Source organism: Streptomyces caniferus (assembly GCF_009811555.1).
Lineage (GTDB): Bacteria > Actinomycetota > Actinomycetes > Streptomycetales > Streptomycetaceae > Streptomyces > Streptomyces caniferus.
In genome coordinates this window covers 747633-761411 of the sequence record NZ_BLIN01000002.1, presented here as the reverse complement: position 1 = coordinate 761411, position 13779 = coordinate 747633, and the positions used below count along the sequence as shown (strand labels likewise).

Annotated in this window: 15 protein-coding genes; 9 read left to right on the top strand and 6 right to left on the bottom strand. The window is 73.1% G+C overall.

Annotation, left to right across the window (positions count from 1 at the left end; all coding sequences use genetic code 11):
• Positions 1 to 4: 4 nt before the first annotated feature.
• From Scani_RS05190 to Scani_RS05180, 3 genes are all read left to right on the top strand, one after another.
• Complete coding sequence (locus Scani_RS05190; RefSeq protein WP_246295492.1) at positions 5 to 1246, top strand: sensor histidine kinase; 1242 nt, start codon at positions 5 to 7, stop codon at positions 1244 to 1246.
• 67 nt (positions 1247 to 1313) lie between these two features.
• Positions 1314 to 1919 carry a response regulator transcription factor gene (locus tag Scani_RS05185; RefSeq protein ID WP_159470459.1) on the top strand — a complete coding sequence of 202 codons (606 nt, stop codon included), beginning with the start codon at positions 1314 to 1316 and terminating at the stop codon, positions 1917 to 1919.
• 101 nt (positions 1920 to 2020) lie between these two features.
• The gene (locus Scani_RS05180; RefSeq protein ID WP_159470457.1) at positions 2021 to 3148 is read left to right on the top strand and encodes a PP2C family protein-serine/threonine phosphatase; all 1128 of its coding nucleotides are present in this window, start codon (positions 2021 to 2023) and stop codon (positions 3146 to 3148) included.
• Here Scani_RS05180 and Scani_RS05175 read toward each other — a convergent pair.
• Both Scani_RS05175 and Scani_RS05170 read right to left on the bottom strand, forming a co-directional pair.
• The gene (locus Scani_RS05175; RefSeq protein WP_159470455.1) at positions 3115 to 3981 is read right to left on the bottom strand and encodes a transglutaminase family protein; all 867 of its coding nucleotides are present in this window, start codon (positions 3979 to 3981) and stop codon (positions 3115 to 3117) included. The genes Scani_RS05180 and Scani_RS05175 overlap by 34 nt on opposite strands.
• 17 nt (positions 3982 to 3998) lie before the next feature.
• Positions 3999 to 5057, bottom strand: a complete 1059-nt coding sequence (locus Scani_RS05170; RefSeq protein ID WP_159470453.1) for a GNAT family N-acetyltransferase — start codon at positions 5055 to 5057, stop codon at positions 3999 to 4001.
• Positions 5058 to 5197: 140 nt separating this feature from the next.
• Between Scani_RS05170 and fdxA the strand changes: the two genes are divergently transcribed.
• Together fdxA and dapC are read left to right on the top strand one after the other, a co-directional pair.
• The gene (gene fdxA, locus Scani_RS05165; RefSeq protein WP_018089397.1) at positions 5198 to 5518 is read left to right on the top strand and encodes a ferredoxin; all 321 of its coding nucleotides are present in this window, start codon (positions 5198 to 5200) and stop codon (positions 5516 to 5518) included.
• Positions 5519 to 5702: 184 nt separating this feature from the next.
• Positions 5703 to 6836 (top strand): succinyldiaminopimelate transaminase, encoded by a 1134-nt coding sequence (dapC, locus tag Scani_RS05160; protein WP_159470450.1) that lies wholly within the window; start codon positions 5703 to 5705, stop codon positions 6834 to 6836.
• Between the two features lie 76 nt (positions 6837 to 6912).
• On the opposite strand, the gene Scani_RS05155 is transcribed toward dapC, so the two are convergent.
• A complete protein-coding gene (locus tag Scani_RS05155; RefSeq protein ID WP_159470448.1) occupies positions 6913 to 7374 on the bottom strand; it encodes an ATP-binding protein in 462 nt (153 codons plus the stop codon).
• Positions 7375 to 7676: 302 nt separating this feature from the next.
• Complete coding sequence (locus tag Scani_RS05150) at positions 7677 to 8609, bottom strand: VldE C-terminal domain-containing protein (protein WP_159470446.1); 933 nt, start codon at positions 8607 to 8609, stop codon at positions 7677 to 7679.
• A 40-nt stretch (positions 8610 to 8649) separates the two neighbouring features.
• Here Scani_RS05150 and dapE point away from each other — a divergent pair, with 40 nt between their 5' ends.
• Both dapE and Scani_RS05140 read left to right on the top strand, forming a co-directional pair.
• The gene (dapE, locus tag Scani_RS05145; protein WP_159470444.1) at positions 8650 to 9741 is read left to right on the top strand and encodes a succinyl-diaminopimelate desuccinylase; all 1092 of its coding nucleotides are present in this window, start codon (positions 8650 to 8652) and stop codon (positions 9739 to 9741) included.
• A gap of 133 nt (positions 9742 to 9874) precedes the next feature.
• Positions 9875 to 10624: an LOG family protein gene (locus tag Scani_RS05140; RefSeq protein WP_159470442.1), complete on the top strand. Its 750-nt coding sequence runs from the start codon at positions 9875 to 9877 to the stop codon at positions 10622 to 10624.
• Positions 10625 to 10636: 12 nt separating this feature from the next.
• Here the strand turns inward: Scani_RS05140 and folP are convergent, their stop codons facing one another.
• Positions 10637 to 11536, bottom strand: a complete 900-nt coding sequence (gene folP, locus Scani_RS05135; RefSeq protein WP_159470440.1) for a dihydropteroate synthase — start codon at positions 11534 to 11536, stop codon at positions 10637 to 10639.
• 92 nt (positions 11537 to 11628) lie between these two features.
• Here folP and Scani_RS05130 point away from each other — a divergent pair, with 92 nt between their 5' ends.
• On the top strand, positions 11629 to 12078 hold the full coding sequence (locus Scani_RS05130; RefSeq protein WP_159470438.1) for a DivIVA domain-containing protein: 450 nt from the start codon (positions 11629 to 11631) through the stop codon (positions 12076 to 12078).
• Entirely contained in the window at positions 12075 to 12698 is a 624-nt protein-coding gene (locus tag Scani_RS05125) for a DNA-3-methyladenine glycosylase I (protein ID WP_159470436.1), read from the top strand. The genes Scani_RS05130 and Scani_RS05125 overlap by 4 nt, the downstream gene beginning before the upstream one ends.
• Positions 12699 to 12780: 82 nt before the next feature.
• Here the strand turns inward: Scani_RS05125 and chcB are convergent, their stop codons facing one another.
• Positions 12781 to 13581 carry a 2-cyclohexenylcarbonyl CoA isomerase gene (gene chcB, locus Scani_RS05120; protein WP_159470434.1) on the bottom strand — a complete coding sequence of 267 codons (801 nt, stop codon included), beginning with the start codon at positions 13579 to 13581 and terminating at the stop codon, positions 12781 to 12783.
• Positions 13582 to 13779 lie beyond the last annotated feature (198 nt).

Below are 13779 nucleotides of genomic sequence, written 5' to 3'. Positions count from 1 at the left end.
GGAGATGACGAGCGAGTCCTGGGCCGGCGGCCCGATGAGGATCGGACAGGCACCCGGCAACCGCCGCCAGGCGGTCGGCAAGATGATGTGGATCAGCATCTGGCTGCTGTACCTGGCCGGCCCGGTGGGCCAGCTGCTGCGGGTCGGCGTCTCCGCCACCGAGCGGATCTGGGGCGGCCTGGGGCTCGCGCTCTTCGTGCTCTGCTACTTCTTCGTGGTCTTCCGCCACATGTGGCGGATGGCCTCCGGCCGGCCGATGTACGCCGCGCTGGTCCTGATGCTGGCGCTGTCCACCGTGCTCTCCTGGACGCTCGACTACACGTGGCTGGTGCTCTTCATCTTCACCAGCGTGGCCACGGCCGTGGTGCTGCCCTGGCGGCAGTCCCGCTGGACCATTCCGCTGGTGACCGTGGTGCTGATAGCCGTCGGGGCGCGCTATCCGGATATCCGCGACTACTTCGTCTTCGCCTACGGCCTGCCCGCGCTGGGCAGCGGCTTCATGATGGTCGGCGTGCAGCATCTGATCCATACGACCAAGGAGCTGCGCGCCGCCCGCCAGGAGGTCGCCCGCCTCGCCGCCAACGAAGAGCGGTTGCGCCTCGCCCGCGATCTGCACGACCTCCTCGGCCACTCCCTCTCCCTGATCACGCTCAAGAGCGAGCTGGCCGGCCGGATGCTGCCCGACCGCCCGGCCGACGCCGCCCGGCAGGTCGCCGACATCGAGCAGGTCAGCAGGCAGGCGCTGGTCGATGTGCGCGAGGCGGTCACCGGCTACCGCAGACCCCGGCTCGCCGTCGAACTCACCGGGGCGCGGGCCGCGCTGCGCACGGCAGGGGTCGAGTTCACCGCCGACCCGGCCTTGGAGGTCGAGTACCGCGGGCTCGCGGCCGACGAGGAGGGCGCGCTGGCCTGGGCGCTGCGGGAGGCCGTCACCAACGTCGTCCGGCACAGCGGAGCCCGCCACTGCGAGCTGCTGCTCGCCGAGGAGTGGGAGGCCGACGAGCGCCGCTACCTGTGCCTGACGGTGCTCGACGACGGGGCGGGCCCGCCCCGCGCCCAGCACGACGGCAACGGCCTCAGCGGCCTGCGCGAGCGCCTCGCCCTGGCCGAAGGCCGCCTGGAGACCGGCCCCGCCCCGCGCGGCCGCGGCTTCGCCCTGCGTGCCTATGTCCCCCTGGGCACGGCCCCGATGGGCTCCGAGGCAGCCCCGGATACCTCCCCCGAATCCGTCAACGACCCGGCGTAGGGGCGCGATCCGGACGGCGTGTCCACAGGCCCGTCCCCGCCTGCCCCGTACGGCTTAAGGTGACCGCATGATCAGAGTGCTGCTGGCCGAGGACCAGTCGATGGTCCGGGAGGCGCTGGCCGCGCTGCTGTCGCTGGAGGCCGACCTGGAGGTCGTGGCCCAGGCGGCGCGCGGGGACGAGGTGCTCCCGGCGGCCCGGGCGCACGCCGTGGACGTCGCGCTCCTGGACATCGAGATGCCCGGCCTCAGCGGACTGGACGCCGCGGCCGTGCTGCGCGACGAGCTGCCCGGCGTGAAGGTCGTCATCCTCACCACCTTCGGCCGCCCCGGCTATCTGCGCCGCGCGATGGAATGCGGCGCCGACGCCTTTCTGGTCAAGGACGCCCCGGCGGCCCGGCTCGCCGAGGCGGTACGGCGCGTCCTGCGCGGCGAGCGGGTCATCGACCCGGTGCTGGCGGCGGCCGCGCTCGCCGACGGCGCCAGCCCGCTGACCGAGCGCGAGCGGGAGGTGCTGCGGTCGGCCGCCGACGGTTCCACCAACGCCGAGATCGCCGATGCCCTGCACCTGTCCCAGGGCACGGTCCGCAACTACCTCTCCACCGCCATCCAGAAGACGGGCGCCCGCAACCGCGCCGAGGCGGTCCGGACGGCCCGCGACAAGGGCTGGCTGTAGGGCGTCCCCGTCCCGGGGGCCCGGACCGCCGGCCCGGCCGCGCCCCCGGGGACCTTGGTCCCTGTGCGGCGCCGGGCGGTGTCGCGCACTCTTGAAGTGTTATGCCTGCCGACCGTCAGACGGAGAGCAACCGCCTTGCTCCCGCGCTGCTGATCCTCGCGATCCTCGTCGTCGCGGTCCTGGACGCCACGACCAGCCCCGAGCTGCACATCTCGGCCTTCTTGGGCATCGCCCCGCTCTACGCCGCGCTGCGCTGTTCGTTCCGGGTGACGCTCCTGGTGTCAGCCGTCTTCGTCGTGTGCCTGACCTACGTCGACATCTACACGGTGCCCGACTGGGCTCCGGCCAGCCGGGTCGTCGGCATCTTCGGCGTGGTCCTGGTGGCCGTGTTCTCCCTGGTGCTGTGCCGCACCCGGCTGCAGCGCGAGGCGCTGCACGCCCGTACCCGCCTGGTGGCCGACACGGTGCAGCGGGCGATGCTGCGCGAGCTGCCGCTGAGCGCGGGCGCGGTCGAGGCGTACGGCTTCTACGTCTCCGCCCAGGAGGGGGCCCGGGTCGGCGGGGACATCTACGAGGCCATCGAGACCCCGCACGGCCTGCGGCTGATGATCGGCGATGTGCAGGGCAAGGGCATGCCGGCGATCGGGGCGGGCCTGGAGGTGCTGGCGTCGTTCCGGGAGGCCGCCCAGCATCTGGACTCGCTGGAGTCGGTGGCCGAGCGCATGGAACAGGCGCTGGCCCGCTACAACGCCCGTTCGGTCCAGCAGGGCACCGACGAGCGCTTCGTCACGGCGCTGCTGATGGAGGTGCGCGACCCGGCCGGGCTGCCGCAGGGCCGGGTGCTGTCCTGCGGCCACATCCCGTACTACCTGGTGCGCGGCGGCAAGGTCTACGAGCGCCAGGACGGCGAGGGCGGACTACCCCTGGGCCTGGGCATGCTCAGCGGCGAGCCCCGCCGCAGCGTCCGGGTCCACCCCGAGCCCGACGACTGGCTGGTGCTGTGCACGGACGGCGTGACCGAGGCGCGCGGCCCGGACGGCGAGTTCTACCCGCTGGCCGAACGGCTGGCCGGGTGGACCGAACTGGAGCCCCCCGAGCTGACCCGCACCCTCCGCGCCGACCTGGAGAGCTTCACCCACGGCGAGCTCAAGGACGACGCGACCGTGCTGGTCGTCCGCCGCAGCCCGGCCGCCGCTCAGTTGAGCATGGCGCGCGCCGCCGCGGCCTGACGCCGTATCGCGGTCGCCCCGGCCGGCTCGACGGCCTCCACCACCCGGGCGTACTCCTCCAGCTCGGCCGCTCCGGCGAGGAACTCGCCGCGCTGCACGAGCAGTTGGGCCCGCTCATGGCGCAGCCGCGCCGGATGGCTCGGCAGCAGCAGCGACAGCTCCAGCGCCCACAGCTGTACCGCGCTGTGCTCCGGGCGCGCCTGCGCCCAGGTCCGGATGTTGTTGAGCACCCGCAGCACGATCTCCAGCGGGTCGGCGGGCGTCATCATCCGCTCGCTCAGCGGCTCCCCGGTCGCGCCCGCGACCAGCAGCCCCGCGTCCTCCTCGCTGAGCAGCCGCCCGCCCCCGAACGGATCGGCCAGCACATGCGCACCGGCCGGATCGCCGAAGCCGACGACGAAGTGACCCGGCAGCGCCACCCCGTACACGGGCGCGCCGGCCCGCCGCGCCACCTCCAGCCACACCACCGACAGCAGGATCGGCAGGCCCCGGCGCCGCCGCAGCACCTCGTGCAGCAGCGAGGACTCCAGCCGCCGGTAGTCGCCGGGGGAGCCGCCGAAGCCGCACCGGGTGCCGAGCAGCTCGGCGAGGTTGCGGGCCCAGGCGCCCGGGCCGCCGGCCGGGGAGAAGGGGAGCAGCCCGGCCAGCCGGTCCAGCTCGATCTGGGCCGCGTCGAGACCCGCCTCGTCCAGCGCGGGATCGGCCTCGGCGCCGATCAGCAGGCACAGCAGCGCCAGATCGGGCCGCTCGGCGCGCGCGGCGTCGGCGAACTGCTGCCGCCGCGCGGCGCGGGCGTCCGCCGGCTCCGGCTCGGGTCCGGGTTCGTGGGGCATGGCGGCGGGACCCCCGTTCAGTGCCGGCCGCCGCCCGGCAGGGCACGCCGGTAGTGGTAGCCGTGGTGGTCGGTGAAGCCGAGCCGGTCGTAGAACGCGAGGGCGTCCGTGTTGTCCGCTTCGACCTGCAGGTACGCGGCCGAGGCACCCTCCGTCAGGGCGCGCTCGGCGAGCGCCACCATGACCTGCGTGGCGAGCCCGCGGCGCCGTGCGGCCGGTGCCACCTCGACCGCCGCGAAGCCCGCCCAGCGCCCGTCGACGACCATCCGCCCGATCGCCGCCGTGCCGCCGTCCGCGTCGCGCACCGTCGCGAACCACACCGAGGGCCCGCCGGTCAGCACCTTCAGGGCGTTCCGTGCGGCCTCGCCGGTCCGGTCGGCCCCGCCGGTCCGGTTGTACAGCGCCAGCCAGTCCGCGTCCGGTTCCCGGGACAGGCTGACGCGGGCAGGGGCCTCGCCGGCGGAGCCCGGGGGAGCGGCCGTGCCGGTGTCGGCCAGCGGTGCCAGCCCCATGATCCGGACCCGGGTGTGCCGCTCGTCGGCCCAGCCGCGCTCCGCCAGCGCCGCGGCCAGCTCCTCGTCGGCGTCGGCCCGCCCGGTGGCGACCACGATCACCGGCGGCAGCCCGCGCGCGGCATACCACTGGCCGATCCGCTCCAGCGCCGTGTCCAGGGGGACGCCGGGGTCGCCGAGCGGCAATACGGAGTTGGCGCGGCGGGTGAATCCCCCGGATGCCCGCAGCGTCCATTCCCCGAGCGGCTCCGTCTCGAGAGCCGGCCAGCCGCGGGCGGCGACCCGCTGGAGCTCCCGGGCGGTGGCCGACGGCCCCCTTCTGCGGGGCGGCCCGGCGGGCACGGTCTTGGCCGCCACCAGCGAGGACTCCTCGACCTTGACGCATTCACCGTTGCGTCGTGTGATGCTCAGCACACCTTCATCCCAGGATGTGAGAACCCCGACCGCATCACTGAACGCCGGCTGCCCCTCTCCGCCCCCGGTCAAGCGCCGGACGGATACCCTTTTGCCCACGTCAGCACGGGTGATACGGACTTCCGCGTGGCCGCCGGCCAGGAATTCCATCGCTCAAACCGCCCCTCTTGTTCGTCTCGCGCCCGGGAACGGAGATACTAGATGGCGGGCATCGACGACGCCGCGCTCCCGCGCGCCCTGCGGCGGTACTGCCAATCGGTCCGCCGGCCCTACCGAGGAGGAACGACAGCGTGACCTACGTCATCGCGCAGCCTTGTGTCGACGTCAAGGACAAGGCGTGCATCGAGGAGTGCCCGGTCGACTGCATCTACGAGGGCTCCCGGTCCTTGTACATCCACCCGGACGAATGCGTCGACTGTGGTGCCTGTGAGCCGGTCTGCCCGGTCGAGGCGATCTTCTACGAGGACGACACCCCGGAGGAGTGGAAGGACTACTACAAGGCGAATGTGGAGTTCTTCGACGAGCTCGGCTCGCCCGGTGGCGCCAGCAAGCTCGGCCTGATCGAGCGCGACCACCCCTTCATCGCGGCGCTGCCGCCGCAGAACCAGTAACGACGCGAGGCCCAAGGGGGAGCAGCCCGCCCGCTCCCTCTCGCCTCCGATGACGTCGGGGGCACCTCCCAGCGCGAGCTGGGGGAGGTCGCACGGCGCCGCCCCGGTCCCGTACGGCCAGCTCGCCGTACGGGACCGGCGCATGTGTGCGCCGGTGCCCGGCACCACCGAGAAAGAGAGCACCGTGGGCGCAGCATCGTCCTCCCAGCCCGTCTCCCCCCGCGCGTCGCTCCGCGACCGCCTCCCGGACTTCCCCTGGGACCGGCTGGAGCCGTACAAGGCCACCGCCGCCGCACACGCCGACGGCATCGTCGACCTGTCCGTCGGCACCCCGGTCGACCCGGTCCCCGCGCTGGTCCGGCAGGCCCTGACCGACGCGGCCGACAGCCCCGGCTACCCGACGGTGTGGGGTACGGCCGCGCTGCGCGACGCGCTCACCGGCTGGGCGGCCGACCGCCTCGGAGCCCGCGGCCTGGAGCACACCAATGTGCTGCCCGTCGTCGGCTCCAAGGAGCTGGTGGCCTGGCTGCCGACCCAGCTGGGCCTGGGCGCCGGGGACAAGGTCGCCTACCCGCGCCTGGCCTACCCGACGTACGAGGTCGGCGCCCGGCTGGCCGGCGCCGAGCCGGTCGTCTACGACGAGCCCTGGGAGCTGGACCCCAGCGGCCTGAAGCTGCTCTGGCTGAACTCGCCGTCGAACCCGACGGGCCGGGTGCTCGGCGCCGACGAGCTGCGGCGCGCCGTCGCCTGGGCGCGCGAGCACGACGTGCTGGTCGTCAGCGACGAGTGCTACCTGGAGCTCGGCTGGGAGGCCGACCCGGTCTCCGTGCTGCACCCGGACGTCTGCGGCGGCTCCCACGAGGGTCTCGTCGCCGTCCACTCCCTGTCCAAGCGCTCCAACCTCGCCGGATACCGCTCCGCCTTCCTCGTCGGCGACGCCGCGGTCCTCGGCGACCTGCTGCAGATCCGCAAGCACGGCGGCATGATGATCGCGGCGCCCGTGCAGGCCGCCACCGTCGCGGCACTGGGCGACACCGCCCACGTCGCCGAGCAGCGTGAGCGCTACGCCCGCCGCCGCGCCGCGCTGCGGGGCGCCTTCGAGGCCGCGGGCTTCCGCATCGAGCACAGCGAGGCCTCGCTCTACCTCTGGGCGACCCGTGACGAGCCCTGCTGGGACACCGTCGGCGAGCTCGCCGAGCGCGGCATCCTCGTCGCGCCCGGCGACTTCTACGGCGCCGCCGGGGAGCGGTTCGTACGGATCGCCTTCACCGCCACCGACGAGCGGGTGGCCGCCGCGGTGCGCCGACTGGCGGAGTGAGCCGCCCGTGACGACGCGCAGGGGCCCGGGGAGAGCGAACTCCCCGGGCCCCTGCGCGTTACGGGCGGGCGGCCGGTCAGCGGCCGCCGAGCGGCAGACCGCCGAGCAGGCCCTGGGCCGGGGCGAGCAGGCCCTTGTTGGGCGACCCGACCAGGCCCTTGGCGACGTCCAGCGGCAGCGAGTTGGTCGAGATGCCGTTCTTGGCGAGCGGGCGGACGACGTTCTCGGCCTTGTCGGCGGCGCCCTGGGTGAGCGGCATGGCCTTCTTCACGACCGGACCGGCGGTCTCCACCAGCGCCGGGGCGAGCTTCGTCGCCGCCTTGCTGCCGGCCGCGTTCACCAGGCCGACGCCGTGGCGCGCGGTGTGGTCGAGGGTCCGGCTGGTGTTCTGGGAGTCCAGGGGCGCCGTCAGCCCGCCGAGTGTCTTGGCGGGCAGATCCGCGGCGCTCGCGGAGCCGGCCGCAGCGACCACGGGAGCGGCACCCGCTGCAACGAGCAGGGCGGCTCGGGCGATCCGACGCGTAACGGGGAGGGACATGGTGCTCCTTTTACGGAGAAGGACTCGTACTTCTGACAGATGTGCCATGTCCGCCTGGCGGACGCACTGACTACCGCGTCAGAACCCCGAAGGTTGCGGTGAACTCCGGTAAAGAGTTGGTAACGCGTCACATAATCGGGCCTGGATAAAGAAGGGCAATATGCGCACGGTCCGGCGGCCCGCGGAAACGTCACAGCCCTTTGCGTGCAAGGGAATTGGCCTGGCGCACAAGCACGCCTCGGCCAACTCGCCTACCGCGCAGGGGAATTGCGGCCCGTGCCCCTTTCGGGGGACCCGGCAAACTATTGCTCGGTGATGATACGAACGTCGCGCGCGGCCGCCGCGGAAGAGCCCGGCTTCTGCTGCCAGCCCTTCCCCGAATCGGCGGCGGTCCACGTCCGGCCGGCGTAAGAGATCTGTTCGACGTGCAGCTCGGCGGAGTGCGCCATCGCCCACGTCGCCAGCTCCCAGCCGCGCCGCTGGACATCGCCCGCGGCCATGGCGCCCGCCGCCCGTACCGGTATCGTCACGCTGCGCCCGTCGCCCGCGGTGCGGCCGCCGGCGGCGCTGCCCGCCCGCGGCAGCACCCGGGGGCCGAATTCCCGCAGCAGCTTCTCCCGCACCTTCGCGGCGCCGCCCGCCCTGCTGTCCACCGGACGGCTCTCGGTGCAGGTCATCGCACCCCGGTCGCGGCCCATGAGCGCCCCGGTCAACTGCGCGGCATTCGCCTCGTGTTTGGCGTAGGCCTGCGGATAGCCGCTGTGCTGCACCTTCTGCGCGGCGACGGTCAGCGGCAGCCGGGAGTAGCCGGGCACATTCGCCAGATGCCGGTAGAACTCCCCGGCCGAGTAGACCGGATCCATGATCTTCTGCACGGTGCCCCAGTCCTGCGACGGCCGCTGCTGGAAGAGTCCGACCGAATCCCGGTCGCCGAAGTCGATGTTGCGCAGCCCCGACTCCTGCATCGCGGTCGCCAGCGCGATGGTCACCGCCCGCTCCGGCAGCCCGCGCGAGGAGCCCACGGCCGAGATCGTCGCGGCGTTCGCGGCCTGCTCGGGGGAGAGCTCGTAGGCCTCGGCGTCGCCCTCGCCGCGCACCGTGCAGCGCGGGGCCCCCGGGCCACCGGTGATGTACTGCACCGTGAGGTAGACGGCCAGGCCGATCAGGACGGAGACGGCCGCGGTGATACGCCACAGGCGGGTGCGGCGGACGGAGGTCGAGGGCTGTGCGGACACGGGCCCACCGTACTGGAGTGCTGCGGATAGGGTCGGATCCATGGAGCGCCGCACAGACCACCCCGCCCTCGACCTGTCGCTCGACGCCGCAGCGCTCACCGCGCAGCTCGTCGACTTCCCCTCCGAGAGCGGCAACGAGAAGGACCTCGCCGACGCCGTCGAGCACGCCCTGCGCGCGCTCCCGCACCTGACCGTCGACCGCCACGGCAACAACGTCGTGGCCCGCACCCACCTGGGCCGCGACGAACGGGTGGTGCTCGCCGGACACCTCGACACCGTGCCGATCGCCGACAACGTCCCCTCCCGGCTGGACGAGAACGGTGTCCTGTGGGGCTGCGGCACCTGCGACATGAAGTCCGGTGTCGCCGTCCAGCTGCGGATGGCCGCCACGGTCCCCGCGCCCAACCGCGACCTGACCTTCGTCTTCTACGACCAGGAAGAGGTCGCGGCGCACCTCAACGGGCTCGGCCATGTCGCCGACGCCCACCCCGACTGGCTCGCCGGTGACTTCGCCGTCCTCCTGGAGCCCTCCGACGGCCAGGTGGAGGGCGGCTGCCAGGGCACCCTGAGGGTCCTGCTGCGCACCACCGGCGAGCGCGCCCACTCCGCCCGCAGCTGGATGGGCGCCAACGCCCTGCACGCCGCCGCGCCGATCCTGGCGAAGCTGGCGGCGTACGAACCGCGCCGCCCGGTCATCGACGGCCTCGAATACCGCGAGGGCCTCAACGCCGTACGCGTCGAGGGCGGCGTCGCCAACAACGTCATCCCGGACGCCTGCACGGTCACCGTGAACTTCCGCTACGCGCCGGACCGTACGCCCGACGAGGCGCTGGCCCACGTCCGCGAGGTCTTCGCGGACTGCCCGGTGGACGAATTCGTCGTCGACGACCACTCCCCGGGCGCGCTGCCCGGTCTGTCCCACCCGGCGGCCAAGGCCTTCATGGAGTCCGTCGGCGGCAGCGCGATGCCCAAGTTCGGCTGGACCGACGTCTCGCGCTTCAGCGCCCTGGGCGTCCCGGCCGTCAACTACGGCCCCGGCTACTCGCTGCTCGCCCACAAGAAGGACGAACGGGTCGAGGTCGACCGCATCCTCCACTGCGAGGAGCGGCTGCGCGCCTGGCTGACCGCCTGACGGCCGGCCGGCCCCCGGCGGTTGTCCGCGGACCGGGGACCGGCCGCACGCCCACCCACCGAATTCCCCTGCGCTTCACGTCCGCGGATCTACGCTGAAACGGCAAACGATCTGCCAGCGGAGGGAGCACGACATGGCCAGTCCCGAGGGAGCACCGGTCCCCGAGGAGCAGCGGCTGGGTCCCGTACTGCGCCGCCAGGACCAGGTGCGGACCGGCACCACGGACCAGCGCCTGCTGGACTCCGAAGGCCCCTCCGAGTGGGTGCACACCGATCCCTGGCGCGTGATGCGCATCCAGTCGGAGTTCGTCGAGGGCTTCGGCGCGCTGGCCGAGCTGGGCCCGGCCGTCAGCGTCTTCGGCTCGGCCCGTACGCCGCGTGACTCCCAGGAGTACGACGCCGGCGTCCGGATCGGCCGGGCCCTGGTCGACGCCGGTTTCGCGGTGATCACCGGCGGCGGCCCCGGCGCCATGGAGGCCGCCAACAAGGGCGCCAACGAGGCCGGGGGCACCTCCGTCGGGCTGGGCATCGAGCTGCCCTTCGAGCAGGGCATGAACGAGTACGTGAACCTCGGCGTCGACTTCCGCTACTTCTTCGTCCGCAAGACGTGCTTCGTGAAGTACGCCCGGGGGTTCGTGGTGCTCCCCGGCGGGCTCGGCACCCTCGACGAGCTCTTCGAGGCGCTCACCCTCGTCCAGACCCGTAAGGTCACCCGCTTCCCGATCGTGCTGTTCGGCACGGCCTACTGGAGCGGACTGGTCGACTGGCTGCGCGACACCCTCATCGCCGAGGGCAAGGCGTCGATGCACGACCTGGAGCTCTTCCACCTCAGCGACGACGTGGACGAGGCGATCGCGCTGGTGACCAAGGAGGTCGGGATCTGAGGCCCGGAGTCCTCAGGCCAGTCCCCGGCGGGCGACCGCCGGGGGCCGGTGGCCGGCGATCGTGGCCACCATGTCCAGCACCTGCCGGGTCTCGGCGACCTCGTGGACGCGGTAGACCTGCGCGCCCAGCCAGGCCGAGACGGCCGTGGTCGCGAGGGTGCCGAGCAGGCGTTCCTTGACCGGCCGGTCGAGCGTCTCGCCGACGAAGTCCTTGTTGGACAGCGAGACCAGCACCGGCAACGGGGTGTCCCCGGCCCGGGGGAAGCCGAGAGCCCGGGGAACGGCCCGGGTCATCTCCTCCAGCCGCCGGGTGGCCTCCAGGCTGTGCCGGGTGTTCTTCCCGAAGTCGTGCCCCGGGTCGATCATGATCGCGTCCCGCCGGACGCCCAGCTCCACGGCCCGCTCCGCCAGCCCGAGCGTCACCCGCAGGATGTCGTCCACCACGTCGTCGTACGTCACCCGGTGCGGGCGGGTACGCGGCTCGGCGCCGCCCGCGTGCGTGCACACCAGGCCCGCGCCGTAGCGCGCCGCGACCTCGGCGAGCCGCGGATCGACCCCGCCCCAGGCGTCGTTGAGCACATCCGCGCCGGCCTCGCACACCGCCTCGCCGACCTCGTGGCGCCAGGTGTCGACGCTGATCACCACATCGGGGAAGCGCTTGCGGACCTCGGCCACGAACCCGACCGTGCGGCGGGCCTCTTCCTCGGCGCTCACCTCTTCACCGGGGCCGGCCTTCACGCCGCCGATGTCGATGATCGCGGCGCCGTCGGCCACCGCCTGTTCCACGCGGGCCAGCGCGGGCTCGTCACGGAACGTGGCGCCCTGGTCGTAGAACGAGTCCGGTGTCCTGTTGACGATGGCCATGATCACCGGCTCATGCGCCCCGAACTCGCGATTCCCCAGCCGCAGCATTCCCTGACTCCCTCTCCGTGGTCCGGGAGCGACCCTAACTGTCACACCCGCATGGCACGATCAGTGCAGGCACATAGTCCGGGGAGTTGGTCGTGTTCTGGTTCTTGCTGATCGCGATGGTCGTGGTGGTGGCCACCGTCACCCTCGTGGTCGTCGGCGGCGGTGACGGCGGTGGGCTGCGGGACGCCGAGCCGGACCGGCTGAGCGACCCGCTGCCGGAGGACCGCCCGGTGGGCCGCGCCGATGTGGAAGCCGTCCGTCTTCCGGTGACCGTCCGTGGCTACCGCATGAACGACGTCGACGACGTCCTGGACCGCCTGGGCGCCGAACTGGCCGAGCGGGACGCCCGGATCGCCGAACTCGAGGCGGCGCTGGCCGGTGCGCATGCCTCCGCCATGGGCGGCCCGGGGCTGATACAGGACGGCCCGCCCGTGCTCGGGCCGGTGAAGGAAGCACGGCCGGGGAACGGTCCCGGCGACGGCGAGTCCCCCGGGACGCCCGAAGCACCCGGCAGCACTCCGGAAGGCGGGACCCCGGCATGAGCGGCGTGGTGACGGAGCCGGACGGCATCCCGCGCTGCCCCTGGGGGATGGAGTCGGCGCAGATGGCCGACTACCGCGCCTATCACGACACCGAATGGGGCCTGCCCGTCCACGGCGACGACGCCCTCTTCGAGCGGATGACCCTGGAGGCGTTCCAGTCCGGCCTCTCGTGGATCACGATCCTGCGCCGCCGGCTCGGCTTCCGCGCCGCGTTCGCCGGTTTCCGGATCGCCGAGGTGGCGCGGTTCACGGACGCGGACGCCGAGCGGCTGCTCGCCGACCCGGGCATCATCCGCAACCGCGCCAAGATCACCGCGACGCTCGGCAACGCCAGGATCGCCGCCGAGCTGGCCCCCGGGGAGCTCGACGCCCTGATCTGGTCCTACGCCCCCGAGCGGGCGGGCCGGCCGGTGCCGCGGACGGTGCGCGACGTGCAGCCGGTGACCCCGGAGTCGACGGCGCTCGCCAAGGACCTCAAGAAGCGCGGCTTCCGCTTCGTCGGCCCGACCACCGCCTACGCGATGATGCAGGCGTGCGGCCTGGTCAACGACCACCTGGCGGACTGCCATGTGCGGCGGTCCGTGGAGGCGGCGGCGGGCCGACCCGGGGCGGCCCGCTGACGCGGACCGCACGGCTGAACGGACCGGACGGTGCGAGCCGCCGGCCGGCCGGACCGGCGGGCAGGGGGCCGGCGGCGGCCGGTCAGCGGCCCAGGAAGACCGGCTTCTCCTTCTTCACGAACGCCTCGACCGCGATCTGGTGGTCCTGGGACGCGCCCGCCCGGCCCTGCAGCTCGTCCTCCTTGCCGAGGGTCTCGGTGAGCGAGTGCCCCGCCCCGTAGGCCAGCGACTCCTTGATCGCGGCGTACGCGGCAGTCGGTCCCTGAGCCAGCCGGCGGGCGACGGCCGCGGCCGCCTCGGCCAGCTCGTCGGCCGGCACCACCTTGTTGGCGATGCCCAGGTCGTACGCCTCCTGGGCGCTGATGTTGCGCGGGAAGAGCAGCAGGTCGGCGGCCCTGCCCTGGCCGATCAGCCGGGGCAGCGTCCAGGACACCCCGGAGTCGGCGGTCAGCGCGACGCCCGCGAAGGAGGTGTTGAAGGACGCCGAGTCCGCGACCACGCGGTAGTCGGCGGCCAGCGCAAAGCCCGCACCGGCCCCCGCGGCCACCCCGTTGACGCCCGCGACCACGGGCTTGGGCATCTCGGTCAGCGCGGTGACGATCGGGTTGTAGTGCTCCCGCACGGTGTTCATGGTGCTGCCGGACCCGGTGGCCCGGTCCTCGGCCAGCAGGCCGATGTGCTCCTTGAGGTCCTGTCCGACGCAGAAGGCGCGCCCGGTGGCGGTCAGGAGAACGGCGCGTACGGCCGGATCGGCGGCGGCCTCCTTCAGGGTGTCCCGCAGCAGGACCTTCGCCTCGATGTTCAGCGCGTTCATCGCGTCGGGGCGGTTGAGAGTGATCGTCGCGAGTCCGTCGGTCACGTCATAGAGCACGGTGTCGGCCATAGTGGGAGTCCCCTCCGTCGCGGCTCGGACTGCTCGGCAGCGGCAGTCAGCGCTCAGGATGCCGGAGATCATCGGGCCTCGGCATGTGACGTACATCAAAGATTGCGGGCGCGTCGGAGGTCGGCGGGCGGAGAAGTATTGCAGCCGCCTCACCGAATTGAGGGGGTTTGCGGGAGCGCGTTGCCGAAGGGATGCTGC